Genomic DNA, 25,071 nt, shown 5'->3' on the forward strand with positions numbered 1-25,071 from the left:
GGCCGGCGTGTGACACGCCCCCTCAGTTCAACCGCGCCCGAGCCGCCCGAGCCTCCCCCCGCACCTGCTCCGCGGCTCCCCTCTCCACCGCGTCGAGCACCTCCGCGTACGCCTCGAGCTCCACCGCACCCCGTACGAACTCTCCCCGCCCCACCAGCACTTGAGCCCGCTCGTACCGCAGCCGCGCCGGGTGCGACGGCAGCAGCAGCGACAGCTCGACCGCCCACAGCGCGACAGCCGACTGCTCCGGCCGCGCCGCCGCCCACGCCCGGATGTTGTTGAGGATCCGCAGCACGATCTCCAGCGCCGACGCGGGCCGCAGCATCGACGGGTCGAGCGGCGCCCCGGTCGCACCGGCCACGAGCAGCGAGGCGTCGCCGGTGCTCAGGACCCGGCCCCCGTCGAAGGGGTCGGCGAGCAGCGGCTCGTCCCCGGGCTCGCCGAAGCCCACCGTGAAGTGCCCGGGCAGCGCGACCCCGTACACGGGCGCCCCGGCCCGCCGGGCCACCTCGAGCCACACCACGGAGAGCAGGATCGGCAGCCCGCGCCGCCGCCGCAGCACCGCGTGCAGCAGCGACGAGTCGAGCCGCTGGTAGTCCGCGGGCACCCCGTGGAACCCGCAGCGCTCACCGAGCAGTTCACCCACCGCGGCCGCCCACTCCCGCGGCCCGCCCGGCCGGTACGGCAGCAGCCCCGCGAGCCGGTCCAGTTCGATCTGGGCCGCGTCCAGCGCGGAGGTGTCCGCGGCACCCTCCGCCTCCGCCCCGATCAGCAGGCACAGGAGCGCGAGGTCCGGGCGCTCGGCCCGGGCCTCCTCGGCGAACTGGCCGCGCCAGTCGGGGCTGCTCATCGCGTCAGCCCGCGTCGGGCGCGCGGTGGAAGTGGTAGTGGTGATGCGGCGCGAAGCCCATCCGCCCGTACATCGCCTGCGCTGCCTCGTTGCCGGACTCGACCTGCAGCCAGCCCGCCGACGCCCCCTCGCCGAGCGCCTGCCGGGCGAGCGCCGTCATGACGGCCGTGGCGAGCCCCTTGCGCCGGTGCTCCGGGGCGACCTCGACCGCCATGAACCCGGCCCAGCGCCCGTCGATCACACACCGCCCGATCGCCGCAGGCGACCCGTCGGCCGAAGGCACCGACGCGAACCACACCGAGGGCCCGTTGTGCAGCACCTTGAGCACCGCGGGAGTGCCCTCGCCGAAGCGCTGATAGCGGCGCATCCAGTCCTCGTCGCAGGTCCGCGAGAGATGAACGGCGGACACGTCCGCGTCCGCGTCGTCCAGCGGCGCCAGCGCGCCGATCCACACCTGTGCGGGCGTGTGCTGCGCCCAGCCGCGCTCCTCCAGCTGCGCGCACAGCAGCTCGTGCGTGCCCTCGGCGCCGGTCGACGTCTGGATGTCCGCGTGCAGCCCGCGCTCCGCGTACCAGGCCCGTACGACGCTCAGCGCCTCGTCGAGCGGCACCCCGGGGTCACCGAGGGCCAGCACGGAGTTGGCCCGCCGGGTGAACCCGTCCGCGTACCGCAGCTCCCACTCCCCGAGCGCCTCGCTCTCGACGGGCTGCCAGCCGCGCGAGGTCACCCGCGCCAGCTCCGCGAAGGAGGCGGCGGGCCCGCGCCTGCGGGCCGGCGCGGGCGGCACGACCTTGCCCGCGACCAGCGCCGATTCCGCGATGTGGACCGGCGTACCGTCCCGGCGTGTGATCAGCAGCACATCATCGTTCCATGATGTGAGAACGCCCACCGTGTCGGTGAACTTCTCACCCGGTGTCCCGGTCTCCGTGAGCGCCCGGACCGAGACCCGTTTGCCCACGTCAGAGCGGTTGATGCGGATTTCCATGAGACCGCCACCGATGATTTCCACAGCTCAGTCCGCCCCTCCTGTTCGGATCATGCCCCGGAACGGAGATACTAGGTGCGGGCATCGACGACGCCGCGCTCCCGCGCGCCAGGTGGCGGAGGCCCGAGCGGCCCGCCAGCGCCCTATCGAGGAGGAACGACAGCGTGACTTACGTCATCGCGCAGCCTTGTGTCGACGTCAAGGACAAGGCGTGCATCGAGGAGTGCCCGGTCGACTGCATCTATGAGGGCTCCCGGTCCTTGTACATCCACCCGGATGAATGTGTCGACTGTGGTGCCTGCGAGCCGGTCTGCCCGGTCGAGGCGATCTTCTACGAGGACGACACTCCTGAGGAGTGGAAGGACTACTACAAGGCGAACGTCGAGTTCTTCGACGAGCTCGGCTCCCCGGGCGGCGCCAGCAAGCTCGGCCTGATCGAGCGCGACCACCCCTTCATCGCCGCGCTGCCGCCGCAGAACCAGTAAGCGGCGTACGCGGTATCAGCGCCTTCACGGTCCCGTACGGCAGCGTCCCTGCCGTACGGGACCGAGGTGTTTTCGTACGGATGAGAAAGTGAGCACCCTGTGAGCGCAGTCTCCGAGCGCCTGCCCGTGTTCCCCTGGGACAAGCTGGAGCCGTACAAGGCCACCGCCGCCGCGCACGCGGACGGCATCGTCGACCTTTCGGTCGGCACCCCGGTGGACCCGGTCCCCGACCTGATCCAGAAAGCCCTGGTGGCCGCCGCGGACTCGCCGGGCTATCCGACGGTCTGGGGCACGCCGGAGCTGCGGGACGCGCTCGTGTCCTGGTGCGAACGGCGGCTCGGCGCCCGCGGGTTCACCCACCGCAACGTCCTGCCGACGGTCGGCTCCAAGGAGCTCGTCGCGTGGCTGCCGACCCAGCTGGGCCTCGGCCCCGGCGACGTCGTGGCCTACCCGCGCCTCGCGTACCCGACGTATGAGGTGGGCGCCCGTCTCGCGCGCGCCGACTACGTGGCATACGACACCGAGACATTTGCGGCTGACGCCGCGGGCTCGGACCTCGACCCCACGAACCTCAAGCTCCTTTGGCTCAACTCGCCCTCCAACCCGACCGGCCGCGTCCTCGCCAAGGACGAACTGATCCGGATCGTGGCCTGGGCCCGCGAGCACGGCGTCCTCGTCGTCTCCGACGAGTGCTACCTGGAGCTCGGCTGGGACGCGGAGCCGGTCAGCGTGCTGCACCCCGAGGTCTGCGGCGGCTCGTACGAGGGCCTCGTCGCGGTGCACTCCCTCTCCAAGCGTTCCAACCTGGCGGGCTACCGCTTCGCGTTCCTCGCGGGCGACGAGGGCCTGCTCCACGATCTGCTGCAGATCCGCAAGCACGGCGGCATGATGACCGCCGCGCCCGTCCAGGCCGCGGCCGCCGTCGCGCTCGGCGACGACGCGCACGTGGCCGAGCAGCGCGCCCGGTACGCGGCCCGCCGCGACGCCCTGCGGGACGCGCTGGTCGCGCACGGCTTCCGGATCGAGCACAGCGAGGCCAGCCTCTACCTGTGGGCGACCCGCGACGAGAACTGCTGGGACACCGTGGCCCACCTCGCGGGGCTGGGCATCCTCGTCGCGCCCGGCGACTTCTACGGGACCGCGGGCGAGCGCTTCGTCCGTGTGGCGTTCACGGCGACGGACGAGCGGGTCGAGGCGGCCGTACGGCGGCTGACGGCCGCGGGCTGACGCCGGACCGGCCGACGGCCGGCCGCGCACCGAACACGCCGAAGGGGCCCGGGATGTGATCCCGGGCCCCTTTCGTGTGGCGGGCGCCTGTGGGTCAGCCGCCGATCGGCAGGCCGCCCATCAGACCCTCGGTGGGCAGTCCGCCGCCCGCGACCGGCAGGCTGTCGGTGGGCAGACCACCGGTCGTCAGGCCCTTCTCGGTCAGGGCGTCGGTGGGCAGTCCGCTGCCGACGACCGGCAGGCCGTCCGAGGTCGCGGTCTTGGCGCTGTCACCGAGCGCCTTGCCGGTGCCGCCCGCGACATCACCGGCGGCCTTCTGCACGGCCGGCGTGGCGGTCTTGCCCGCCTTGCCGACGGCCTTGCCCGCGGTCGGGACGGCCTTCTTGACGGCCTTGGAGCCGGTGTCGCCCGCGAGCTCCGTGACGTTCTGCGCCGCACCGTCGACCGTGTTGCCGAGGCCGGCGCCGTCCAGGGCGGTGAGCCCGCCCAGGTCGGGGGCGGCCGGCAGACCGGCGGCGCTCGCGGAGCCGGCCGCACCGACCGCGGAGGCCGCTCCCGCTGCGGTGAGCAGCGCGGCACGGGCGATCCGACGGGTCAGGGGGAGGGACATGATGCTCCTTCTGGACGGGGACGTTCGGTGGTCTGTCCTGCCGTTTCCGGCCTGCGGATCCGGCGTACGGACGCCGTGACTACCGCTCGAAGTCCGCGAAGGTTGCGGTTCGGCAACGTAAAGAGTTGGTAATGCGTCGCATCATCGTCTCTGTCGAAACCCGGGCAAAATCGGCCGTTCGCGCGGGTGTGCCGAAGCGTCACTTCCCTTGTCCCGCAAGGGATTTCGAGACCGGGGAAAGTACGTAGAGAATCTGGTCCTACGGTCGCGCGTACGCCGTCGCGCTAACTCGGACGGGTGAACGGCCGTACGTCTGACCGCTGACGTTTCGCAGCTGCGAAGCCGCCGCGCGCCGAGTGTGCGCGCCCCGCTCAGGCAGCGGTGACGATCAGCACCTCGGTGCCGCCCGCGCCGCCCCGGTCCGCCTCGCGCCACGTCCCGCCGTGCTCGCCCGCGACCCACTCGCGCCCGTCGTACGCCACCCGCTCCAGGCGCAGCACCGACGCGTGCGCCACCGCCCACTGCGCGAGCTCCCAGCCGCGCCGCCCGGCGTCCTGGCGGTCCGCGGTCACCGGCACGCTCACCGTGCGCTTCGCCTCGGCGGCCTTCGTATCGCCCGTGACCTCCGCGCCCGCCGCCTCCGTGCGCGGCAGCACGTCGCGCCCGAAGTCCCGCTCCAGGGCCGCGCGCACCTTCGCCGGGTCACCGGCCTGCGCGGCCGTCGGGCCCTCGCACTTCAGCGCGCCCGCGGCCCGCCCGGTGAGCGTGGCCGACAGCAGCGCCGCGTCCGGTTCGTGCTTCGCGTACGCCTGCGGGAAACCGCTGCGCTGCACCTTCTGCGCGGCGACCGTCAGCGGCAGCCGCGAGTAGCCGGGCACATCCTTGAGGTGCTCGTAGAACTTCCCCGCCGAGTACACCGGGTCCATGATCTGCTCGACCGTGCCCCAGCCCTGCGAGGGCCGCTGCTGGAAGAGGCCGACCGAATCGCGGTCGCCGTGGCCGATGTTGCGCAGCCCGGACTCCTGCAGCGCGGTCGCGAGCGCGATGGTCACGGCCCGCTCGGGCATCCCGCGCGAGGTGCCGACCGCGGAGATCGTCGCCGCGTTCTCCGCCTGCTCGTACGTCATCTCGTACGAGGCGCCGCCCTCCCCGAGCACCGTGCACCTCGGCGCGGGCTTGCCCCCGCCCTCGTACTGCACGACGAGATAGCCGGCGAGACCGAGCAGCACGGCGAGAGCCGCGCCGGTCCTCAGCAGACGGCCACGGCCTGCGACGGCGGGTGACGGCTCAGGCACGCGCCCACCGTACTGGAGTCCGAGGGGCAGACGGGCACCGTCCTCGCCGGACCGTGACGTTAGGCTCGCCACCATGGCCGATCAGCAGACCACGCCCGCCCCGCAGCAGCAGCCGTACGTCCAGCCGACCTCGCTCGACCTGGATCTCGACGCGGCGAAGCTCACCGCGCAGCTCGTCGACTTCGCGTCGCCGAGCGGCTCCGAGAAGCCGCTCGCGGACGCGGTCGAGACGGCGCTGCGGGCGCTGCCGCATCTGACGGTCGACCGCTTCGGCAACAACATCGTGGCCCGTACGCAGCTCGGCCACGGCGAGCGCGTCATCCTCGCGGGACACATCGACACCGTGCCGATCGCGGACAACGTGCCGTCGCGGCTCGACGAGGACGGGACGCTGTGGGGCTGCGGCACCAGTGACATGAAGGCGGGCGTCGCCGTTCAGTTGCGCATCGCGCGCACCGTGCCCGCCCCCAACCGCGACCTGACCTTCGTGTTCTACGACAACGAGGAGGTCGCCGCCCACCTCAACGGCCTGGGCAAGGTCGCCGAGGCCCACCCCGACTGGCTCGCGGGCGACTTCGCGATCCTGCTCGAAGGCACCGAGGGCCTCGTCGAGGGCGGCTGCCAGGGCACGCTGCGGGTCTTCCTGAAGTTCAAGGGGGAGCGCGCGCACTCCGCGCGCGCCTGGATGGGCAGCAACGCCATCCACCGCGCCTCCAAGGCGCTGGCCGCACTCGCCGCGTACGAGCCGCGCAAGCCGGTCGTCGACGGGCTGCAGTTCCACGAAGGGCTCAACGCGGTCCGCGTGGAGGGCGGCGTCGCGGGCAACGTGATCCCCGACGAGGCGACACTTGTGGTCAACTTCCGTTACGCCCCGGACCGTTCGACGGACGACGCCCTCGCGTTCGTCCGGGACTTCTTCGCGGACTGCGACGTCGACGAGTTCGTGGTCGACGACCACTCGGGCGGCGCACGCCCCGGCCTCACCCACCCGGTCGCGGCCGCCTTCGCCGAGGCCGTCGGCGGCGAGCCGCGCCCCAAGTTCGGCTGGACGGACGTGGCCCGCTTCAGCGCCCTGGGCGTACCGGCCGTGAACTACGGCCCCGGCAATCCGATCTACGCCCACAAGGTGGACGAGCGCGTGGACACGGCGAAGATCCTGGAGGGCGAGAAGGCCCTCCGCGCCTGGCTCACCGCGTAACGGCGGCCGGGCGCGCCCCCGGCCCCGTACCTCCGCGGCGTCTTCCTGACACCGCGCCCCCGCCCGTAATTCCGCCCCCGGCCACCTCCTTCGACCTACGCTGAACAGGCGCGACCGTGAGGTCCGTGCAGCGGAAGGAGAACGGTATGGGTAATCCGGAAGCGGGTCCGCCGGAGGAGCAGTACCTCGGACCGGTGGTGCGGCGACGCGATCAGATCACGCCCGGCACGACCGATCAGCGTCTGCTCGACTCCGAGGGCGACTCGGAGTGGGTGCACACCGACCCCTGGCGGGTGATGCGCATCCAGTCGGAGTTCGTGGAGGGCTTCGGCGCCCTCGCCGAACTCCCCAGCGCCATCAGCGTGTTCGGCTCGGCCCGCACGCGGCCCGACACCCCCGAGTACGACGCGGGCATCGCCATCGGCCGCGCCCTCGTCCAGGCGGGCTTCGCCGTGATCACCGGCGGCGGCCCCGGCGCGATGGAGGCCGCGAACAAGGGCGCGCGGGACGCCAAGGGCATCTCCGTCGGCCTCGGCATCGAGCTCCCCTTCGAGCAGGGGCTCAACCAGCACGTCGACATCGGGGTCAACTTCCGCTACTTCTTCGTCCGCAAGACGATGTTCGTGAAGTACGCGCAGGGCTTCGTGGTGCTCCCCGGCGGCCTCGGCACGCTCGACGAGCTCTTCGAGGCGCTCACCCTCGTACAGACCCGCAAGGTCACGAAGTTCCCGATCGTGCTCTTCGGCACGGAGTACTGGGGCGGACTCGTCGACTGGCTCCGCGACACGGTGATCGCCCAGGGCAAGGCCTCCGAGAAGGACCTGCTCCTGTTCCACGTGACGGACAGCGTGGAGGAAGCGGTGGCGTTGGTGACGAAGGAGACGGGCCGCTAGACGAGTAAGTCCGAACCCCTGTCCGGCGGACAGGACCCGGGAGACCCGGGTCCGCCGCCTACGCCAGCCCTCGGCGGGCCACCGCCGGGGGCCGGTGGCCGGCGATCGTCGCCACCATGTCGAGCACCTGACGGGTCTCGGCCACCTCGTGCACGCGGTAGACCTGCGCGCCCAGCCACGCCGACACCGCCGTCGTCGCCAGGGTCCCGATCACCCGCTCCTTGACCGGCTTGTCGAGCGTCTCGCCGACGAAGTCCTTGTTCGACAGCGAGACGAGGACGGGCCAGCCCGTGTCCGTCATCTCACCGAGCCGGCGCGTGGCCTCCAGGCTGTGCCGGGTGTTCTTGCCGAAGTCGTGCCCCGGGTCGATGAGGATCGACTCCCGCGGCACCCCGAGCCCGGCCGCGCGCTCCGCGAGGCCGACGGTCACCTTCAGGATGTCGGCCATCACATCCTCGTACGCGATCCGGTGCGGCCTGGTCCGCGGCTCGGCGCCGCCCGCGTGCGTGCAGACGAGCCCCACCTTGTAGCGCGCCGCCACCTCGGCGAGTTTCGGATCGACCCCGCCCCACGCGTCGTTGAGCAGATCGGCGCCGGCCTCGCAGACCGCCTCCCCGACCTCGTGCCGCCAGGTGTCGACGCTGATGATCACGTCGGGGAAGCGCCGGCGGACCTCGGCGACGAAGCCGACCGTGCGCCGCGCCTCCTCCTCGGCCGTGACCTCCTCGCCGGGACCGGCCTTCACCCCGCCGATGTCGATGATCTCCGCACCCTCGGCGACGGCCTGCTCGACCCGGGCGAGCGCGGGTTCGTCGCGGAACGTGGCGCCCTGGTCGTAGAACGAGTCGGGCGTCCGGTTGACGATCGCCATGATCACCGGTTCGTACGGCCCGAACTCGCGCCGCCCGAGCCGCAGTGGACCGGTCATCGTCGTACTCCTTGCTCTCCTGCCCCGCATCGGTCGCCTGCGACCTTAACTCCCGGCCGCTCATGGCACGATCGGAGCCTGACGTTTTCTGCTCCGGGGAGTGAGCGTGTTCTGGTTCCTGCTCATCGCGTTGGCCGTGGTCGTCGCCGCGGTCTCGCTCGCCGTGCTCGGCGGCTCCGAGGACGGGGTGCTGTCCGAGGCGCCGCCGCAGTACCTCGTCGACCCGCTGCCCGCGGACCGGCCGCTCGCCCGCGCCGACGTGGAGGAGCTGCGGCTGCCCGTGGCCGTACGCGGCTACCGGATGGCCGAGGTCGACGACGCCCTGTCCCGGCTCGGCGCCGAACTCGCGGAGCGGGACGCCCGGATCGCCGATCTGGAGCGCACGCTGGCCGGGGCGCAGGCCACGGCCTCCGGAGCGGCGGGCCTGTTCGACAAGATCCCCGCCGCGACGCCCGTGGCCGAGCCGCCCGCCGAGCCCGAGCCGCCGGCGCAGGACGGGTGGTCCGCGCCCGAGACCCCGGAGCCGGACGCCTGGACCTCCCCGGAGGAGCCCGGCGCGGCGCGCCCGGACACGGACGACGACGAGTTCGATCCCTGGAGCCCGCCGTCCGGCGGCCCCGACTCCCCGGAAGGGCCGAAGCATTGACCGGCGCGGCACAGCCGGGCCCGGACGGCGCGCTGCGCTGCCCCTGGGCCCTCTCGGCGGACGAGTACGTGGCGTACCACGACGAGGAGTGGGGCCGGCCGGTCCACGGCGACGACGCGCTCTTCGAGCGGCTCTGCCTGGAGGCCTTCCAGTCGGGCCTGTCGTGGATCACGATCCTGCGCCGCCGGGAGAACTTCCGGCGCGCCTTCGACGGCTTCCTGATCGACAAGGTGGCCGCCTACACGGCGGCGGACGCCGAGCGGCTCCTCGCCGACGAGGGCATCATCCGCAACCGCGCCAAGATCGAGGCGACGCTGGCCAACGCGAAGCTCCTCACACAGTGGCCCGAGGGCGAACTGGACGGCCTGATCTGGTCGTTCGCCCCGGACCCGGCAGGCCGCAAGGCGCCGCGCACGATCGGCGACGTACCGGCGATCACGGACGAGTCGACAGCCCTGTCGAAGGCGCTGAAGAAGCGGGGCCTGCGCTTCGTGGGCCCGACCACGGCCTATGCGCTGATGCAGGCCTGCGGCCTGGTCAACGACCATCTGGAGGTCTGCGTGGCGCGGGACAGGTCCTGAGCCCGCGCCCCACGTCCTCAGCGCCCCAGGTAGACCGGCTTCTCCTTCGCGATGAACGCCTTCACCGCGATCGCGTGGTCCTCGGACGCCCCGGCCCGCGTCTGGAGCTCCTCCTCCTTCTCCAGCGTCTCGGCCAGGGAGTGCGACGCGCCGTACGCGAGGGACTCCTTCAGCGCCGCGTAGGCGACCGTCGGACCGGCGGCCAGCGTGCGGGCCACCGACTCGGCCTCGGCGGCCAGCGACTCCGCGGGGACGAGACGGTTCGCGATCCCCAGCTCGTACGCCTCCTGCGCCTTGACCGTGCGAGGGAAGAACAGCAGGTCCGCGGCGCGCCCGGGCCCGACGATGCGCGGCAGCGTCCACGAGACGCCCGAGTCGGCGGTCAGGGCGACACCCGCGAAGGACGTGTTGAACGACGCGGTCTCCGCGACGACCCGGTAGTCCGCCGCGAGCGCGAACCCGAAGCCCGCACCCGCCGCGACACCGTTCACCCCGGCCACGACCGGCTTCTGCATCTCGGTGAGGGCCCGCATGACCGGGTTGTAGTGCTCACGCACCGTCGACATCGTCTGCCCGCTGCCCGACGCGCGGTCCTCGGTCAGCGAACCGATGTGCTCCTTGAGGTCCTGCCCGACGCAGAACGCCCGCCCGGTCGCGGTCAGGAGCACCGCCCGTACGCCGGCGTCCGCGGCCGCGGCCTGCACCGCGTCCCGCAGCGCGACCTTCGCCTCGGTGTTCATGGCGTTCATCGCCTCGGGACGGTTCAGGGTGATCGTCGCGAGCCCGTCGCTCACCTCGTAGAGCACGGTGTCGGCCATGGAGCTCGTCCCCTCGTCACGTATGAACAGGTCTGCGTGTACGCATCGTCACAGGACATGCGTCATGGGACAGCATGGCCCAGACGGATCACCGCGGGTACGGGTACCGGCATGTGACGTACGTCAAAGAATTCACGTCTGCCGAGGCCCGTGAAGCCGAGCAGTATCGCAGTCACATCGCCGAATTGAGTGGTTTTGCTCAAGCGCGTTGCGCAAGCGATGCCGACTGATGTTGGTCATCGGGTCCTGCGATGCGGGATAATGGCTTGGAAGCAATGTGTTCGATGCCGGTGACACCTGGGTTGTCGGCTGCGTGAGCTGGTTTCAGGAAGGGGAACGAGCATGGCGGCCATGAAGCCGCGGACGGGCGACGGCCCGCTCGAGGTGACCAAGGAGGGGCGGGGCATCGTCATGCGCGTTCCGCTCGAAGGCGGCGGTCGGCTTGTCGTCGAGCTGACTCCCGATGAGGCCGATGCACTCGGCGACGCCCTGAAGAAGGTCGTCGGCTGACGCAACGTCCGCACACCACTTTCACCGCCCCGGCACACTAACAAGTGCCGGGGCGGTGTTGTGTCCGGGGGCCGCCCGGGCTCAGCGCTTCACGGCGCACAGCAGGCCGTCGCCCACCGGCAGGACCGACGGCACGAGGCCGCCGCTCTCCCGCACGGTGCGCAGCAGTTCGCGCAGACGCAGGACCTCGATCGGCTGCGGTCCCGAGTCGACCGTGCGGCCCTCAGCGAAGACCCCTTCGAAGGCCACGAGACCGCCCGGCCTGAGCAGGCGCAACGATTCAGCTAGGTAGTCGAGGGACTCCGTGCGGTCCCCGTCGCAGAAGACGAGGTCGTATCCGCTGTCCGCGAGCCGCGGCAGGACGTCGAGCGCGCGGCCCGGGATGAAACGGGCGCGGTTGCTCGCGAAGCCGGCCGCGCGGAACGCGGTGCGGGCGAACTGCTGCCGCTCCGGCTCCGGATCGACGGTGGTCAGCACGCCGTCGGCGCGCATGCCGCCCAGGAGATGGATTCCGGACACCCCGGTGCCGGTGCCGATCTCGGCCACCGCCTTCGCACCGACCGTCGCGGCCAGCATCCGCAGCGCCGAACCCGTCGCGGGCGACACCGCGCGCAGCCCTGCCTCACGGGCGCGCTGACGCGCCCAGAGCAGCGCCTCGTCCTCCGTGACGTAGGCGTCGGCGAATGCCGAAGTCGGCTGCCGGTTGCCGGTAATGACCCTCTCCTGTCTCCCCGTGCTTATCTGCGCGTGACTGTATCCGTTGGGCCGGGAACCTGCTGATGGGACCGGGCGTTGTAACGGATATGCAGGGGTGAGGGGCCCCTCGGTGAGTTCTGGCGCCGCAATACGGGGGGAATGAAATGGACCAGGGGGACGAAGCGCACGAACGGCCGGGGAGAGACGGCCCGCGATCTTCAAATTCTCGTAAAGACTCTTATCCTGAGCTAACAGGCGAGGTGGCTATGGTAGGGGCTCCACTGGACACCACCAGAGCCGACAGGGGAGGTGCGGCTACGACCGGTGACCGCGGAACGATGGCGCGAATCAGGCGCCGCTTCCTCAGGTCGGCGGGCGAGCCGAAATCCGTGACCGACACTGCTGACCACTCCGCCGTTTCCGCACAGACCGCGACCTTTGCCGCCGATGCGGAATCCCAGGCGTGGACTCCGCCCAGCTGGGAGGAGATCGTCAGCACGCACAGCGGCCGCGTCTACCGCCTCGCCTACCGTCTGACGGGCAACCAGCACGACGCCGAGGACCTGACGCAGGAAGTATTCGTGCGCGTCTTCCGCTCGCTCTCCACCTATTCGCCGGGCACCTTCGAGGGCTGGCTGCACCGCATCACGACCAATCTGTTCCTGGACATGGTCCGCCGCCGCCAGCGCATCCGCTTCGACGCCCTCGGGGACGACGCGGCGGAGCGCCTGCCCAGCCGCGAGCTCGGCCCCCAGCAGGTCTTCAACGACACGCACTTCGATGCGGACGTGCAGCAGGCCCTCGACACCCTGGCGCCCGAGTTCCGCGCCGCGGTCGTCCTCTGCGACATCGAAGGTCTCTCGTACGAGGAGATCGCCGCCACGCTCGGCGTGAAGCTCGGCACCGTGCGCAGCCGCATCCACCGCGGCCGTTCCCAGCTCCGCAAGGCCCTGCAGCACCGGTCGCCCGAGGCGCGCGCCGAGCGTCGCTCGCTCGCGTTCGTCGGTGGCCCGGATCCGGAGGGAGGGGGCGCGACCGCGTGAGTGGATCACGGCTCAACCCTGCCGAGAGGCAGCTCGCCGAGCAGCATCTGGGAGACCGGCTCGCCGCCCTGGTGGACGGCGAGCTGGGCCATGACACCCGCGACCGGGTCCTCGCCCATCTCGCCACGTGTGCCAAGTGCAAGTCCGAGGCCGAGGCACAGCGCCGCCTGAAGTCCGTTTTCGCGGAGGCCGCACCGCCCCCGCCGTCCGAGAGTTTCCTCGCCCGGCTGCAGGGTCTCTCCGACCCGGGCAGCCCCGGCGGCCCCGGTGGCGACAAGCCCGACCCCTTCGGGCGCCCGCGCGCCGACGGGGTGTTCGGCATGGGTGACGACGGCTTCGGGATCGGCGCGGGCACCTTCTCGTACGCGCCGTCCGGCGGCCGCGGCGGACTGCTGCCCGGCGGCGGCTTCCGTATCCACGAGGTCGGACGCGGCGGCGCCGAGCGCGCGGCCGCGGCCTCGCGCAGCCGGCGGTTCGCGTTCGCGGCGGCCGGTGCGGTGTCCCTCGCGGCCATCGCGCTCGGCGGGGTGTCCACCGGGATGCCCGCGGGAGCGGCCGCCGACCGGGCCGAGGCCCGCGGCGCCAACGCCTCGCCGCTGCGCACCCAGGGTTCGGGCACGGCCACCGCCGCCGAGACCAACCGCCGTCGCGGCGGCGCGCAGAGCGCCGGTGCGCAGGCCGCGGGCCGGCTGCCCGCGCCGGTCGCCGCCACCGCGGTGTCCGCCCCGGGGCTGCAGCGTCAGCTGCCGCTCGCCTCGCCGATCATGAACCGTTCCGCTGCCCTGCCCCCCCTCATACGTCCCGTCGCGGCCACCGTGCCGTACTCGCCGCTGCTCCCGGCCGCGAAGAGCTCCGCCGTGCAGGGCTCCGCCACGGCGGGCCCGAGCGGCGCGCCCAGCCCGTCCCCATCTGCGGGACTTTCGCTGCCCGCCCGCTGACCCTGATGCTGTCCGCCCCCGTGGGGACCTGGTTGAATCCCGTGGGGGCCGATTCGCCGACGGCGGGTATCCCCTGAAGGAGTCGTGCCAGGCGGGGCGGGACCGGACACGCGGGACGGTGTCCGGGCGGGTCCGGCAGGCCGACGGCAAGGGCGTGGGAACGAGACGCCGAGCGCTGCGTGGGGAGAGGGATGGACGACGGGAAGCCCACCGGGCCGAAGGCGAAGTGGTGGAGCAGGCCCCGGAGCTCCGAGGGACCCGCGCCGGCCGCGGGAGCTTCCGGCGGCGACGCTTTCGACGGGGACTATCCGCTGAGCGCACCGATGGCCGCCGCCACCGGATCCGGCACCGCGGCCGGTCCCGACGCCGCACCGCACGAGCCTTCAAACGGCTTTACGGGTACGGGAGTCGGCGCCGCCGACGCGACGGACGCTCCGACGTCACCGCACGACGCCGTGCCCACGGACTCCGTCCCGGCCGAGCGGCCCAGCCCGCTGCACGAGCCCGACCCCTACAGCACGCCGCCGTACGGGGGCCCCGGCCCCTGGGCGCCCGCACCGCCCGTCCAGCACCCGGTCGCCACCCCCGCGCAGGGCACTCCGCTGCCGCCGGCCGCCGTGGCGGGACACGGTGCGTCCGCTACGTATCCGCAGAGTGGGCAGGCGATATCCGGGGGTGCGCCCATACCTCCGGCTCACCCGGCCCCGGCTCACCCCGCTCCGGCACCGCAGGCTCAGGTGCCCCCAACTCCGGCCCCGGGCACGCCCGTTGCCCCGCATCCGACGCAGGGTGCGCCAGCCCACGGCGCCCAGCCGCCGCAAGGCGCCCCGCAGCCGCACGCCGCCCAGCCGCACGTCACCCAGCCCCACGGCGTGCACATCCCGCAGCAGCCCGGCGCTCCGGGGCAGGCCGCCCCGTCGCACGCGCAGGCCGCCCCGCACGAGACCCCCGGCGCCCAGCAGCCTCCGGCCGGCGCCGGCCAGGCCGCCCCGGCCCCGGGCAACCCGGCCGCACCCAACGGCAACGGCCCCTGGGCCACGTACGACCCATGGCGCTCCCCGCAGCAGCCCCTGCTGCCGTCCGCCGGCATCGGTGAGGCGCCCCGGAAGAAGTCCCGCAAGGGGCTGCTCGTGCTCGGGGCCGTCGCCCTCGCGCTCGTCACCGGCGGGATCGGCGGCGGCGTCGGCGCGTACATCGAGCGCAACGGCGGCGTGGGCGAGGTCGAACTCGGCCAGTCGGGCGAGGAGTCACGGGACCGTGCCCCCGACAGCGTCGCCGGGATCGCCGCGAGCGCGCTGCCCAGCGTGGTGACCCTGCACGTCAGCGGTGGCGGCGGGGAGGGCACCGGCACGGGCTTCGTGCTCGACCGCAAGGGCCACATCCTCACCAACAACCACGTCGTGGACCCGGGCGGTTCCGACGGCAAGATCTCCGTGACGTTCAGCGGCGGCGAGACCGCGAGCGCCAAGATCGTCGGCCGCGACGCGGGGTACGACCTCGCGGTGGTCAAGGTCAGCGGGGTCAAGGGCCTCAAGCCGCTGCCGCTCGGCAACTCCGACAACGTCGAGGTGGGCGACCCGGTCGTGGCGATCGGCGCCCCCTTCGACCTCTCCAACACCGTCACCTCCGGGATCATCAGCGCCAAGGAGCGCCCGATCACCGCGGGCGGCGAGGCCGACGGCAGCGATGTCTCGTATGTGAACGCGCTGCAGACCGACGCGCCCATCAACCCCGGCAATTCGGGCGGCCCGCTCGTCGACTCCAAGGCCCGCGTCATCGGCATCAACAGCGCGATCCGCTCGGCCGGCAACGGCGGCGACGCGGACGGTGGCCAGGCCGGCTCCATCGGCCTCGGCTTCGCGATACCGATCAACCAGGGCAAGCGCGTCGCCGAGCAGCTGATCAACGAGGGCAAGGCCACGCACCCGGTGATCGAGGTCACCCTCGACACGGAGTTCCTCGGCGACGGCGCCCGGGTCGCGGAGGAGGCCGCGGGCGGCAGCCCCGCGGTCAAGCCCGGTGGTCCCGGGGCCAAGGCGGGCATCAAGCCCGGCGACGTGATCACCGAGGTCGACGGCCAGAAGATCCATTCGGGCGAGGAGCTGATCGTGAAGATCCGCTCCCACGAGCCCGGCGACCGTCTGGAGTTGACCATCGAGCGCGACGACAAGGAGCGCAAGGTCTCGCTGACGCTGGGCGAGGCGGGCGACTGAGCCGCACCCCGGCTGTTCACCGAAACGTCCGACGATTGATCGCCGCTTCCGGCGACCGGTACGTTCCGGTCGCCGGAAGAGCCGGGTACCGTGGACCTGCCCGGAACACGGTCACGGACCACCTGCCACCGGGCTGCGGAGAGGGCAAGGAGCGACAGGTGTTCAACGACATAGGCATTCCCGAGCTCATGGCGCTCGTGATCCTTGCCCTGCTCATCTTCGGTCCGGACAAGCTCCCCAAGGTCATCCAGGACGTCTCCTCCTTCATCCGGAAGATCCGCGCGTTCTCCGACAGCGCGAAGCAGGACATCCGGGAAGAGCTGGGTCCGGAGTTCAAGGACTTCGAGTTCGACGACCTGAACCCGAAGAAGTTCATCCGCAAGCAGCTCGACCAGCACGGCGACGACCTCGGGATCGACGACATCCGCAACGGCTTCGACCTCAAGAAGGAAATGGCCGAGGTCGCGGACTCGGTGAACGGCCGCGAGAGCGAAAGCTCCTCGGGCACCGGTTCCAAGCCCAGTCTCTCCAAGAGCCCGGACCTGGAGAAGAAGCCCGCGGCCCAGCCCGAGCGCCCGCCGTTCGACGCCGACGCGACCTGATCGCCGAGCTGTCCCGACCTGATCGCCGAGCCGTTCCGGCCTGATCGCCGAGCCGTTCCGGCCTGCCCGCACCGCCGACGCGACCTGTCCGTTCCGGAGCCGGAAACCGCCCCGATCGAGCCGTATGGCTATTCTCCTCAGGTGTTGTCCGGACTCAGGACGCCCGAGGGGGGCGGGCCGCGACCGGACCGAACAGGACGAAGGAGGCGGCCGGTAGATGGAGACGACGAGTCGGAGCGGGGCGCGCACGGTCGACGGCTATCTGCTCGCGCCGTTCCCCTGGTACGGGCTCGACGAGGCCTTCACGGGCCCACGCCGGCTGATGCAGGTCGGCACCGCGGCGGACGGCGCCGTCGAGCACGGTTCGCTCGGCCACGGTGACGAACCCGCCGTCCGCGCCGACATGAGCGCCGACCGCGAGCGCTTCGCGGTCGTGGTGAGCGTCGCGTCGAACCCCGACCGCCGCAGCCCCGACGGCACCGGCCTCCTGGAGGCGACCTCGGTCTCCTCGGCCGCCTGGCTGGCCGGTGTCGGCCTGCTGAGCTTCACCTGGCCGACGCAGATGGACCACTCCCTGCGCGACGACTGGCTGGACCAGCAGACCGAGACGGCCTGGGTGCTCGCCGACGATCTCGCGGGCAGCGACTGGTCCACGCTCTCGCTGCCCGTGGACGGGGTCCCGCAGCCCTTCCACTACCGCGAGTCCGAGTTCGGCTGGGTGCTCGCGGGCTCCACCGGCCAGGGCGTCCACCTGGGCGCGTACGGCCGCGGGATGAGCGCGTACGGCCTCGGCTTCTCGATGATCAAGGACCTGGCGGCGTACGAGGGCTGAGCACGCCACGCCGAGCCGAGCACGCCACGCCGAGCCGGTCACGCCACGCGGATACGCGGATGGGGCGCCCTTCACCGTGAAGGGCGCCCCATCCGCGTACGACCGAAAGCCTCAGAACTTGTTGCGCGGCGTGATCCCCAGCGACATGCCGGACAGACCGCGCTGGCGCCCGCCGAGCTTGCCGGCGATGGAGCGCAGGGCCGCGCCCGCGGGGGAGTCGGGGTCGGAGAGGACGACCGGCTTGCCGTCGTCGCCGCCCTCGCGCAGCCGGACGTCGATCGGGATCGCGCCGAGAACCGGCACGGTGGCGCCCGTGGTCTTGGTGAGGCCCTCGGCGACGAGCTGTCCGCCGCCGGTGCCGAAGACGTCGATCATCTCGTCGCAGTGCGGGCACGGCAGGCCCGACATGTTCTCGACGACGCCGACGATCTTCTGGTGCGTCTGCACCGCGATCGAGCCCGCGCGCTCGGCCACCTCGGCGGCGGCCTGCTGCGGGGTGGTGACGACGAGGATCTCGGCGTTGGGCACCAGCTGGGCCACGGAGATCGCGATGTCGCCGGTGCCCGGCGGGAGGTCGAGCAGCAGCACGTCGAGGTCGCCCCAGTAGACGTCCGCGAGGAACTGCTGGAGGGCACGGTGCAGCATCGGGCCGCGCCACACGACCGGTGCGTTGCCCGGCGTGAACATGCCGATGGAGATCACCTTCACGCCGTTCGCCGACGGCGGCATGATCATGTTCTCGACCTGGGTGGGACGGCCGTCCGCACCCAGCATGCGCGGCACCGAGTGGCCGTAGATGTCGGCGTCCACGACACCGACCTTGAGGCCGTCGGCGGCCATCGCGGCCGCGAGGTTCACCGTCACCGAGGACTTGCCGACGCCGCCCTTGCCGGACGCCACCGCATAGACACGGGTCAGGGAGCCGGGCTTGGCGAAGGGGACCTCGCGCTCGGCGGTGCCGCCGCGCAGGGCCGTGGCCAGCTCCTTGCGCTGCTCGTCGCTCATCACATCGAGGGTGACCTCGACGGAGGTGACGCCCTCGACGCCCTGCACCGCCTCGGTGACCCGCGACGTGATGGTGTCGCGCATCGGGCAGCCGGAGACCGTCAGATAGACCGTGACGGCTACCGCGCCGTCGGGCGAGACCTCCACCGATTTGACCATGCCGAGCTCGGTGATCGGCCGGTTGATCTCGGGGTCATTGACCGTGGAGAGCGCCTCGCGCAGGGCTTCCTCGGTCGGATACGTGTCGGTAGCCATACGGAGATGGTACGGCGACCGGGTGACACTCCGGATCCCTCCTCAGCGGTCGTCTTCGTCACGCCTGTGCGGCGACGACAGCGGGAATACCTGACGCTCGTGCGCCTGGCGCTCCTCCATCTCCTTGACGAGATCCTGCAGTTCCGAGCGGATCCAGTCGCGGGTGGCCACCTCGCCGAGGCCGATCCGCAGGGCGGCGATCTCGCGGGTCAGATACTCGGTGTCCGCGATGGAGCGCTCGTTCTGCTTGCGGTCCTGTTCGAGGTTGACGCGGTCGCGGTCGTCCTGCCGGTTCTGCGCGAGAAGGATCAGGGGAGCGGCGTACGAGGCCTGCAGCGAGAGCATCAGGGTCAGGAAGATGAAGGGGTACTCGTCGAAGCGCAGATGGCCCGGGGCCAGGATGTTCCAGATGACCCAGGCGAGGATCAGGATGGTCATCCACACCAGAAACGTGCCCGTGCCGAGGAAGCGCGCGATCCTCTCCGAGAACCGCCCGAACGCGTCCGGGTCCACCTCGGGCACGAAGCGCCGCCGCGGCGGCCGCGGCTGGTCCAGCCGTACGCGGGCGCGGGCCAGGGCCCGCTCCTTCACGGCCGGCTCGCCGCGCTCGCTCAGTCCGTAGTCACTCATGGACGGGTCCCACCTCCCCGAACGGGACGTACCTCGTCCGCGTGGAACTCCGTCTCACGCCAGTCGTCCGGCAGCAGATGGTCGAGCACGTCGTCGACCGTGACGGCGCCGAGCAGCGCCCCGCTGTCGTCGACGACGGGCGCCGCCACCATGTCGTACGTGGCGAAGAAGCTGGTCACCGCGGGCAGCGAGGTGTCCGGCGACAGGGTCTGCAGATCCTTGTCGAGCATCGTGCCGACCAGCGTGAACGGAGGGTCGCGCAGCAGCCGCTGGAAGTGGATCGTGCCCAGGTACTTGCCGGTCGGCGTCTGGTCCGGCGGGCGGCACACGTAGACCTGGGCGGCGAGCGCGGGGGAGAGGTCGGGGTTGCGGACCCGCGCCAGTGCGTCCGCGACCGTCGCGTCCGGCTGCAGCACGATCGGCTCGGTCGTCATCAGACCGCCCGCCGTGCGCTCCTCGTACGCCATCAGACGCCGTACGTCCGCGGCCTCCTCGGGCTGCATCAGTTCGAGCAGCTTCTCCTGCTCGTCCTCGGGCAGCTCGGCGAGCAGGTCGGCCGCGTCGTCGGGGTCCATGGCCTCCAGGACGTCGGCCGCGCGGTCCTCCTGGAGCTTGCCGAGGATCTCGATCTGGTCGTCCTCGGGCAGTTCTTCGAGGACGTCCGCGAGCCGGTCGTCGTCGAGGGCCGCGGCCACCTCGATCCGGCGCTTCGAGGACAGGTGGTGCAGCACGTTCGCGAGGTCGGCGGCGCGCAGCTGCTCGAACGTGGCGAGCAGCGACTCGGCGCCCTGCCCCTGCTCCTCCAGGGTGAACCCGGTGACCGCCGACCACTCGACGGTCAGCGTCTCGCCCTTGGCCCGCCGGAACGTTCCGGCCTTGCCCTTGCGTACGTAGACCCGGTCGATCTCCCAGTCACGGCGGGCCGGCAGCTGCTGCATCGACACATCGAGGACCGTGACCTCCTCGCCGGAATCGACAAGGCGTACGCGGCGGTCGAGCAGCTCGCCGAGGACCAGGCGTTCGGTGGGCCGCTGCTCGAAGCGCCGTACGTTCAGTACGCCCGTCGTGATGACCTGGCCCGCCTGGATACCGGTGACACGGGTCATGGGCAGGAAGATCCGGCGGCGCGTGGAGAGTTCGACGACGAGGCCGAGCAGGGTCGGCGGGCGGTTGCCCACGCGGAGGTTCGCCACGAGGTCACGGACCCGTCCGACCTGGTCGCCGTTGGGGTCGAAGACAGCCGCGTCCGACAGATGCGAGACGAAGATCCGAGGGGTGCCGGACGCCATACGGTCTCCTCCTCGGGGGCCCGTCGGCCCACTGTCTTGCAATAGGGCCTTCAGGCTAGTACGCCCCGTTTGGAAACGCCCTGGTGGGGCGTCCGCAAGGCTGTCTGCGAGCGCGTCGGGGGACCCGGGTACTCTGCCGTACTGCTGAGAAACATGGACGAGAGGCACTGGCTCACGTGACCGCGAACCACCCGGGGCGGGCCCGCCGCATGGCCGTAGTCGGCGCGCTGAGCGCGGGGCTGTTCGCGACCGGCGCGGGACTGACCGGCTGCAGTTCCGAGGACCCCGACGCGGGCACCAACGGGATGGCCAAGCTGAGCGCCGCGAAGATCCACACCCAGTCGCGGGCGGCCGCCGACAGTGTGGCCTCGGTGACGGTCGACGCCGATCTGGTGGTCAAGGGCCAGCCGTACAAGATCGACATGAAGCTGAACTCCGACGGCGGCACCGGCGAGATCACCGACGACGGCGTGAGCTTCCGGCTGCTGCGCGTCGGCGACGACGTCTATCTGCAGGCCGACGCCGCGCTGCTCAAGGAAGGCGACAAGCCCGCCAAGTCCTCGAAGCTCTCCGACAAGTACGTGAAGGTTCCCGAGGACGACCCGCTGTACAAGCGCCTGCGTGTCTACACCGACAAGGGCGATCTGCTCGACATGCTGCTCGACCTGCCCGGCAAGCTCACCAAGGGCGACCGCACCGAGGTCGGCAAGGTGCGCACGATCCAGCTCGCCGCGGCCAGAGGCGGCACGATCGACGTCTCGCTGGAAGGCGAACCGTATCCGCTGCGCCTGGTGCGGGCGGGCGGCGCGGGCACGCTGAAGCTCAGCGAGTGGGGCCAGAGCGTGACGGTCGAGGCGCCCGCGAAGAGCGATGTCGTCGACTTCGGCGAGCAGCTCCCGAAGTCGGGTTCCTGACCTCCGCGGGACCCCTACTGGCGCTTCGCCCGCCGCTTGAACAGCAGCCGCGGCAGCGCCGCCGGGATCTCGCGCCGCGTCGTGTGCGGCGAGGGCAGCGGCGCCGCGGCCAGCGAACCGTCCGGCAGCGACGCGTCCGTGCCCAGCCACTCCAGGCGCAGCACCCGACTCTCGCGCGCCCACCGCTCGGTCAGCTGCTCGCTGTCCGGCGCGTTCAGCCGCTTGCCCTTGAGCTCGGCGACGGCCGTCTCCCAGGCCTCGGAACGCGGCGCCAGCTCCACCACCTTGGCGCGCCAGCCCACGATCCGTCCGCCCTTGTCCTTGCTGCGCACGGTGACCTGCGCGGTGCTTCCGTCGGCGAGCCCGGGCAGCGGCTGCTCGCCGGACCCGTCCCCGACGACATGGGCGGCGCCCTCGGTCCATACGTGCCACAGCGCACGGGCGGGCCCGCTGCCCTGCACCCAGATGAGGCCGGACTTCTTGGTGGCCTCCTCGGCGAGGGCGGCGTCGAGCAGCGCGTCAGTCATGGGTGCAGCCTAGGCGAGGGGTACGAGGCCCGTACCGAAGGCCCGTACTAGAGCCAGCCGTTCCGCTTCAGCGTGCGGTGGATCACGAAACAGATTCCGGCGATCCCGGCCATCACCATCGGATAGCCGTAGCGCCACTCCAGCTCCGGCATGTGCTCGAAGTTCATCCCGTACACCCCGCAGATCATCGTGGGCACGGCGATGATGGCCGCCCACGAGGTGATCTTGCGCATGTCCTCGTTCTGCGTGACGGTCGCCTGCGCGAGGTTGGCCTGCAGGATCGAGTTGAGCAGCTCGTCGAAGCCGACGACCTGCTCCTGGACGCGGGCCAGGTGGTCGGCCACGTCACGGAAGTAGTTCTGGATGTCCGGGTCGATCAGCCGCATCGGCCGCTCGCTCAGCAGCTGCAGCGGTCGGCACAGCGGCGAGACGGCCCGCTTGAACTCCAGGACCTCGCGCTTGAGCTGGTAGATCCGCCCCGCGTCGCTGCCGCGCGCCCGGCCCTTGCTGTCCGGCGAGAAGACCTCGCTCTCGACCTCGTCGATGTCGGTCTGCACGGCGTCGGCGACGGCGATGTACCCGTCCACCACATGATCGGCGATCGAGTGCAGGACGGCCGACGGGCCCTTCGCGAGCAGCTCGGGGTCGTCCTGCAGCCGGTGCCTGAGGCCCCGCAGCGAGCCCTGGCCGCCGTGCCGGACCGTGATGAAGAAGTCCTTGCCGGTGAAGCACATCACCTCGCCGGTCTCCACGACCTCGCTGGTCGCGGTGAGCTCGGCGTGTTCCACGTAGTGGATGGTCTTGAACACCGTGAACAGGGTGTCGTCGTAGCGCTCCAGCTTCGGCCGCTGGTGGGCGTGCACCGCGTCCTCCACGGCGAGCGGGTGCAGCCCGAACTCCTGGGCGATACCCGAGAATTCGGTCTCGGTGGGCTCGTGCAGCCCGATCCAGGCGAAGCCCCCGGCGCGGCGTACGTCCAGCATCGCCTGGTGCGGGGTGAGCGAGGCCTCGCTCTTGATGCGGCGGCCGTCGCGGTAGACGGCGCAGTCGACCACGGCGCTCACGGCCGAGGGGTCGCGGGTCGTGTCGTACGCCGGTCCGCTCGCGGTCTTGCGGAGCTGGGGGCGGACGGCGGCACGCAGGTCACGGATCATCGACATGGCAGGCTCCTTCGAGGCGCGACTGCCGGTGCGGGGCGGTGGCACAGCCCGGAATGGGGACGTCCTCGGGAGTCCGGTCTCAGGAATCCGGTCGGGACATCCGCAAAGCGGGCGGCACCGTGCGTTCGCTCCCGGCGTTCTCACCACTGGGACAGATCAAGCACGGGATGGTGCGGGTCCGAGACGCTCTTCCGTCGTGCTGCCTGGTGCCTTGTGGTCCGGAGTTTGCCCGACTGCGGGCGGGGTACGGAAAGCCCCGAGTAAAAGGCAGGTGCTACGCGGCGGAAGAACGGGTGGTACTGCACGGTCGACTTCGATCCATGAGTCCCACCTCCTCGCGCCGGGCCCCCGTAGGGGAAAGCCGTCTGCCGGGGCCTTCTTGTGCCGACTCGAGTGCCGCCGTCAACACGCTGCCCTGACCAGCCGCCAACCCTATCAGCCGACTGAAGTCCCTTGCCCCGCTTTGCTTTTTCTATACGGAGGCGTGCGGCCGCGAGGCGTACGACGTGGCGTTCTATGCTCGCGGAATGGCAGATGTACTGGCTCTGGTCGAGGCCCGCCTCCGGATGGCGCTGGGCGAACCGGACGCGCGCGCGGCGGTCACCTTCCTCGGTACGGACCGTATCGAGGTGCTCCGTTTCACCGACGTCTCCGCCGAGGGCGGCGCGGTGGTCCGCTACGCGACGCTCGGCATGTCCGCCGCACCCATGGGGGACCCCACGGCGACGCTCGCGGACCCGGTGCGCGGCCCGCGCGCGGAGCTGATCCTCTCGGTACGGGGCGGGCGCGCCGACACCGACAAGGCGCTCAGGCCGCTCGCGGTCCTCGCGGCCTCGCCGCAGGTCGAGGGCGTCGTGGTGGCGCCCGGTGCCTCGCTCGACACGGGCGAGCCGCTGTGGCCGGGCGCCCCGTTCACCTCGGTACTCGTCGCCGAACCGGGTGGTCTCGTCGAGGACTTGGAGCTCGACGACCCCATGGACCCGGTCCACTTCCTGCCGCTGCTCCCGATGACGCCCAACGAGGCGGCGTGGAAGCGGGTGCACGGGGCCGGGGCCCTGGAGGAGCGCTGGCTGGCGCGCGGGACGGACCTACGGGATCCGCTGCGGGCGTCGGTGGCGCTGGACTGAGCGGACCCTCCCCGGGGGGCCGTGGTGGAACTCCCCGGATCCGTACGGGTGATCGTCCTTGACGCCGGGGCGGGCGGGTAGGACTGTGGAGCGCTATGAGGGGCGAACCCAGTTGCCCGAAGTGTGGTGGCCGGGTGCGGGCTCCCGGACTTTTCGCCGACGCTTGGCAGTGTGATGTGCACGGCATCGTGCACCCGCTGCAGCCGGTGGTCCCGCCGAGCGTCGAGGCGCTCTCCGTCGTCGTGCACCGTTCGCACGTCCCGGTCTGGATGCCCTGGCCCCTGCCCGTCGGCTGGCTGTTCACCGGTGTGGCGTGCGCGGGCGACGACCGCAGCGGCGGCCGCGCCACGGCCGTCGCCTGCTCCGGACCCGGTCCGCTCGGCGGCAGCGGCGAGCTGATCCTGGTCGCGGAGGAACTCGGCGTCGGCCTCGGCGCCCGCTACGCCGGCATCCCCGGCCCCGACCCCGGCCCCCACCTCGACGTCTCAGGACCACCGTCCGCCAAGGTCCACGCGGCCGGCCGCCCCACCCCGCTGTGGCACGTCCGCGACGCACCCGCGGACCGGGCGGTGTTCGCGGGCGAGGCACGCGGACTCTGGCTGTGGGCCGTGGTGTGGCCCGAACGGTCGGGCCTCCTGATGTACGACGAGCTGGTGCTGACGGACCTGCGGGACGCGGGCGCGGAGGTCGAGCTGCTGCCGTGCGGGGCCTTGTCGCCCCGGATTCTCGGGGTGTGAGCGGGGCTGCTTCCCGGGGCGCGTGCGGGCCGCTTCCCGGGGTGTGAGCGGGGCCGCTGTGCCCGCACCCGACAACG

27 protein-coding genes are annotated in these 25,071 nt (G+C 71.8%); 15 read left to right on the forward strand and 12 right to left on the reverse strand.

The window, feature by feature from the left end; genetic code table 11:
• Positions 1–22 precede the first annotated feature (22 nt).
• Positions 23–850 carry a transglutaminase-like domain-containing protein gene (locus ACIBI4_RS23030; protein WP_399205866.1) on the reverse strand — a complete coding sequence of 276 codons (828 nt, stop codon included), beginning with the start codon at positions 848–850 and terminating at the stop codon, positions 23–25.
• A gap of 4 nt (positions 851–854) precedes the next feature.
• On the reverse strand, positions 855–1,859 hold the full coding sequence (locus tag ACIBI4_RS23035; protein WP_399205867.1) for a GNAT family N-acetyltransferase: 1,005 nt from the start codon (positions 1,857–1,859) through the stop codon (positions 855–857).
• A 140-nt stretch (positions 1,860–1,999) separates the two neighbouring features.
• Here ACIBI4_RS23035 and fdxA point away from each other — a divergent pair, with 140 nt between their 5' ends.
• Together fdxA and dapC are read left to right on the forward strand one after the other, a co-directional pair.
• Positions 2,000–2,320 (forward strand): ferredoxin, encoded by a 321-nt coding sequence (fdxA, locus tag ACIBI4_RS23040; protein ID WP_018089397.1) that lies wholly within the window; start codon positions 2,000–2,002, stop codon positions 2,318–2,320.
• Between the two features lie 99 nt (positions 2,321–2,419).
• Positions 2,420–3,547 (forward strand): succinyldiaminopimelate transaminase, encoded by a 1,128-nt coding sequence (gene dapC, locus ACIBI4_RS23045; protein ID WP_399205868.1) that lies wholly within the window; start codon positions 2,420–2,422, stop codon positions 3,545–3,547.
• 94 nt (positions 3,548–3,641) lie between these two features.
• Here dapC and ACIBI4_RS23050 read toward each other — a convergent pair whose 3' ends face one another.
• Positions 3,642–4,157: an ATP-binding protein gene (locus ACIBI4_RS23050; RefSeq protein WP_399205869.1), complete on the reverse strand. Its 516-nt coding sequence runs from the start codon at positions 4,155–4,157 to the stop codon at positions 3,642–3,644.
• Between the two features lie 371 nt (positions 4,158–4,528).
• Complete coding sequence (locus tag ACIBI4_RS23055; protein WP_399205870.1) at positions 4,529–5,452, reverse strand: heavy metal transporter; 924 nt, start codon at positions 5,450–5,452, stop codon at positions 4,529–4,531.
• 73 nt (positions 5,453–5,525) lie between these two features.
• Here ACIBI4_RS23055 and dapE point away from each other — a divergent pair, with 73 nt between their 5' ends.
• Positions 5,526–6,650 (forward strand): succinyl-diaminopimelate desuccinylase, encoded by a 1,125-nt coding sequence (gene dapE, locus ACIBI4_RS23060; protein WP_399205871.1) that lies wholly within the window; start codon positions 5,526–5,528, stop codon positions 6,648–6,650.
• 146 nt (positions 6,651–6,796) lie between these two features.
• Positions 6,797–7,543: a TIGR00730 family Rossman fold protein gene (locus ACIBI4_RS23065; protein WP_399205872.1), complete on the forward strand. Its 747-nt coding sequence runs from the start codon at positions 6,797–6,799 to the stop codon at positions 7,541–7,543.
• 58 nt (positions 7,544–7,601) lie between these two features.
• Here ACIBI4_RS23065 and folP read toward each other — a convergent pair whose 3' ends face one another.
• On the reverse strand, positions 7,602–8,471 hold the full coding sequence (gene folP, locus ACIBI4_RS23070; RefSeq protein WP_399205873.1) for a dihydropteroate synthase: 870 nt from the start codon (positions 8,469–8,471) through the stop codon (positions 7,602–7,604).
• Between the two features lie 106 nt (positions 8,472–8,577).
• On the opposite strand from folP, the gene ACIBI4_RS23075 reads away from it, so the two are divergent.
• Both ACIBI4_RS23075 and ACIBI4_RS23080 read left to right on the forward strand, forming a co-directional pair.
• A complete protein-coding gene (locus ACIBI4_RS23075) occupies positions 8,578–9,117 on the forward strand; it encodes a DivIVA domain-containing protein (protein WP_399205874.1) in 540 nt (179 codons plus the stop codon).
• Positions 9,114–9,698, forward strand: coding sequence for a DNA-3-methyladenine glycosylase I (locus tag ACIBI4_RS23080; RefSeq protein WP_399205875.1), 585 nt, complete (start codon positions 9,114–9,116; stop codon positions 9,696–9,698). The genes ACIBI4_RS23075 and ACIBI4_RS23080 overlap by 4 nt, the downstream gene beginning before the upstream one ends.
• Before the next feature lie 17 nt (positions 9,699–9,715).
• On the opposite strand, the gene ACIBI4_RS23085 is transcribed toward ACIBI4_RS23080, so the two are convergent.
• Complete coding sequence (locus ACIBI4_RS23085; RefSeq protein WP_399205876.1) at positions 9,716–10,516, reverse strand: enoyl-CoA hydratase/isomerase family protein; 801 nt, start codon at positions 10,514–10,516, stop codon at positions 9,716–9,718.
• A 342-nt stretch (positions 10,517–10,858) separates the two neighbouring features.
• On the opposite strand from ACIBI4_RS23085, the gene ACIBI4_RS23090 reads away from it, so the two are divergent.
• The gene (locus ACIBI4_RS23090) at positions 10,859–11,026 is read left to right on the forward strand and encodes a DUF3117 domain-containing protein (protein ID WP_003966491.1); all 168 of its coding nucleotides are present in this window, start codon (positions 10,859–10,861) and stop codon (positions 11,024–11,026) included.
• An 81-nt stretch (positions 11,027–11,107) separates the two neighbouring features.
• Here the strand turns inward: ACIBI4_RS23090 and ACIBI4_RS23095 are convergent, their stop codons facing one another.
• Positions 11,108–11,767, reverse strand: a complete 660-nt coding sequence (locus ACIBI4_RS23095) for an O-methyltransferase (RefSeq protein WP_399206082.1) — start codon at positions 11,765–11,767, stop codon at positions 11,108–11,110.
• 302 nt (positions 11,768–12,069) lie between these two features.
• Here ACIBI4_RS23095 and sigE point away from each other — a divergent pair, with 302 nt between their 5' ends.
• The 5 genes from sigE to ACIBI4_RS23120 all read left to right on the forward strand — a co-directional run bounded on the left by sigE (position 12,070) and on the right by ACIBI4_RS23120 (position 17,350).
• On the forward strand, positions 12,070–12,765 hold the full coding sequence (gene sigE, locus ACIBI4_RS23100) for an RNA polymerase sigma factor SigE (RefSeq protein ID WP_399206083.1): 696 nt from the start codon (positions 12,070–12,072) through the stop codon (positions 12,763–12,765).
• On the forward strand, positions 12,762–13,703 hold the full coding sequence (locus ACIBI4_RS23105; RefSeq protein WP_399205877.1) for an anti-sigma factor family protein: 942 nt from the start codon (positions 12,762–12,764) through the stop codon (positions 13,701–13,703). The genes sigE and ACIBI4_RS23105 overlap by 4 nt, the downstream gene beginning before the upstream one ends.
• A 191-nt stretch (positions 13,704–13,894) precedes the next feature.
• On the forward strand, positions 13,895–15,916 hold the full coding sequence (locus ACIBI4_RS23110; RefSeq protein ID WP_399205878.1) for a trypsin-like peptidase domain-containing protein: 2,022 nt from the start codon (positions 13,895–13,897) through the stop codon (positions 15,914–15,916).
• Between the two features lie 158 nt (positions 15,917–16,074).
• Positions 16,075–16,518 (forward strand): sec-independent translocase, encoded by a 444-nt coding sequence (locus ACIBI4_RS23115; RefSeq protein ID WP_399205879.1) that lies wholly within the window; start codon positions 16,075–16,077, stop codon positions 16,516–16,518.
• 217 nt (positions 16,519–16,735) lie between these two features.
• A complete protein-coding gene (locus ACIBI4_RS23120; RefSeq protein ID WP_399205880.1) occupies positions 16,736–17,350 on the forward strand; it encodes a hypothetical protein in 615 nt (204 codons plus the stop codon).
• Positions 17,351–17,461: 111 nt separating this feature from the next.
• On the opposite strand, the gene ACIBI4_RS23125 is transcribed toward ACIBI4_RS23120, so the two are convergent.
• The 3 genes from ACIBI4_RS23125 to ACIBI4_RS23135 are packed head-to-tail and all read right to left on the reverse strand — an operon-like array spanning position 17,462 to position 20,529.
• Positions 17,462–18,610 carry an Mrp/NBP35 family ATP-binding protein gene (locus ACIBI4_RS23125; RefSeq protein ID WP_399205881.1) on the reverse strand — a complete coding sequence of 383 codons (1,149 nt, stop codon included), beginning with the start codon at positions 18,608–18,610 and terminating at the stop codon, positions 17,462–17,464.
• A 42-nt stretch (positions 18,611–18,652) separates the two neighbouring features.
• Positions 18,653–19,240 carry a DUF1003 domain-containing protein gene (locus ACIBI4_RS23130; RefSeq protein ID WP_399205882.1) on the reverse strand — a complete coding sequence of 196 codons (588 nt, stop codon included), beginning with the start codon at positions 19,238–19,240 and terminating at the stop codon, positions 18,653–18,655.
• Positions 19,237–20,529, reverse strand: a complete 1,293-nt coding sequence (locus ACIBI4_RS23135) for a magnesium transporter MgtE N-terminal domain-containing protein (protein WP_399205883.1) — start codon at positions 20,527–20,529, stop codon at positions 19,237–19,239. Before ACIBI4_RS23135 ends, ACIBI4_RS23130 begins: the two co-directional genes overlap by 4 nt.
• 176 nt (positions 20,530–20,705) lie before the next feature.
• On the opposite strand from ACIBI4_RS23135, the gene ACIBI4_RS23140 reads away from it, so the two are divergent.
• Positions 20,706–21,443, forward strand: coding sequence for a hypothetical protein (locus ACIBI4_RS23140; RefSeq protein WP_399205884.1), 738 nt, complete (start codon positions 20,706–20,708; stop codon positions 21,441–21,443).
• Between the two features lie 14 nt (positions 21,444–21,457).
• Here ACIBI4_RS23140 and ACIBI4_RS23145 read toward each other — a convergent pair whose 3' ends face one another.
• Together ACIBI4_RS23145 and ACIBI4_RS23150 are read right to left on the reverse strand one after the other, a co-directional pair.
• Positions 21,458–21,970, reverse strand: a complete 513-nt coding sequence (locus tag ACIBI4_RS23145; RefSeq protein WP_399205885.1) for a hypothetical protein — start codon at positions 21,968–21,970, stop codon at positions 21,458–21,460.
• A gap of 47 nt (positions 21,971–22,017) precedes the next feature.
• Entirely contained in the window at positions 22,018–23,130 is a 1,113-nt protein-coding gene (locus ACIBI4_RS23150; protein ID WP_399205886.1) for a magnesium and cobalt transport protein CorA, read from the reverse strand.
• A 527-nt stretch (positions 23,131–23,657) separates the two neighbouring features.
• On the opposite strand from ACIBI4_RS23150, the gene ACIBI4_RS23155 reads away from it, so the two are divergent.
• Together ACIBI4_RS23155 and ACIBI4_RS23160 are read left to right on the forward strand one after the other, a co-directional pair.
• Positions 23,658–24,257 (forward strand): suppressor of fused domain protein, encoded by a 600-nt coding sequence (locus tag ACIBI4_RS23155; RefSeq protein WP_399205887.1) that lies wholly within the window; start codon positions 23,658–23,660, stop codon positions 24,255–24,257.
• 95 nt (positions 24,258–24,352) lie between these two features.
• The gene (locus ACIBI4_RS23160) at positions 24,353–24,994 is read left to right on the forward strand and encodes a DUF6758 family protein (RefSeq protein ID WP_399205888.1); all 642 of its coding nucleotides are present in this window, start codon (positions 24,353–24,355) and stop codon (positions 24,992–24,994) included.
• The last annotated feature ends 77 nt before the right edge of the window (positions 24,995–25,071 follow it).

The sequence above is a fragment of the Streptomyces sp. NPDC050418 genome (assembly GCF_044458745.1).
In the GTDB taxonomy this organism is placed as follows: domain Bacteria; phylum Actinomycetota; class Actinomycetes; order Streptomycetales; family Streptomycetaceae; genus Streptomyces.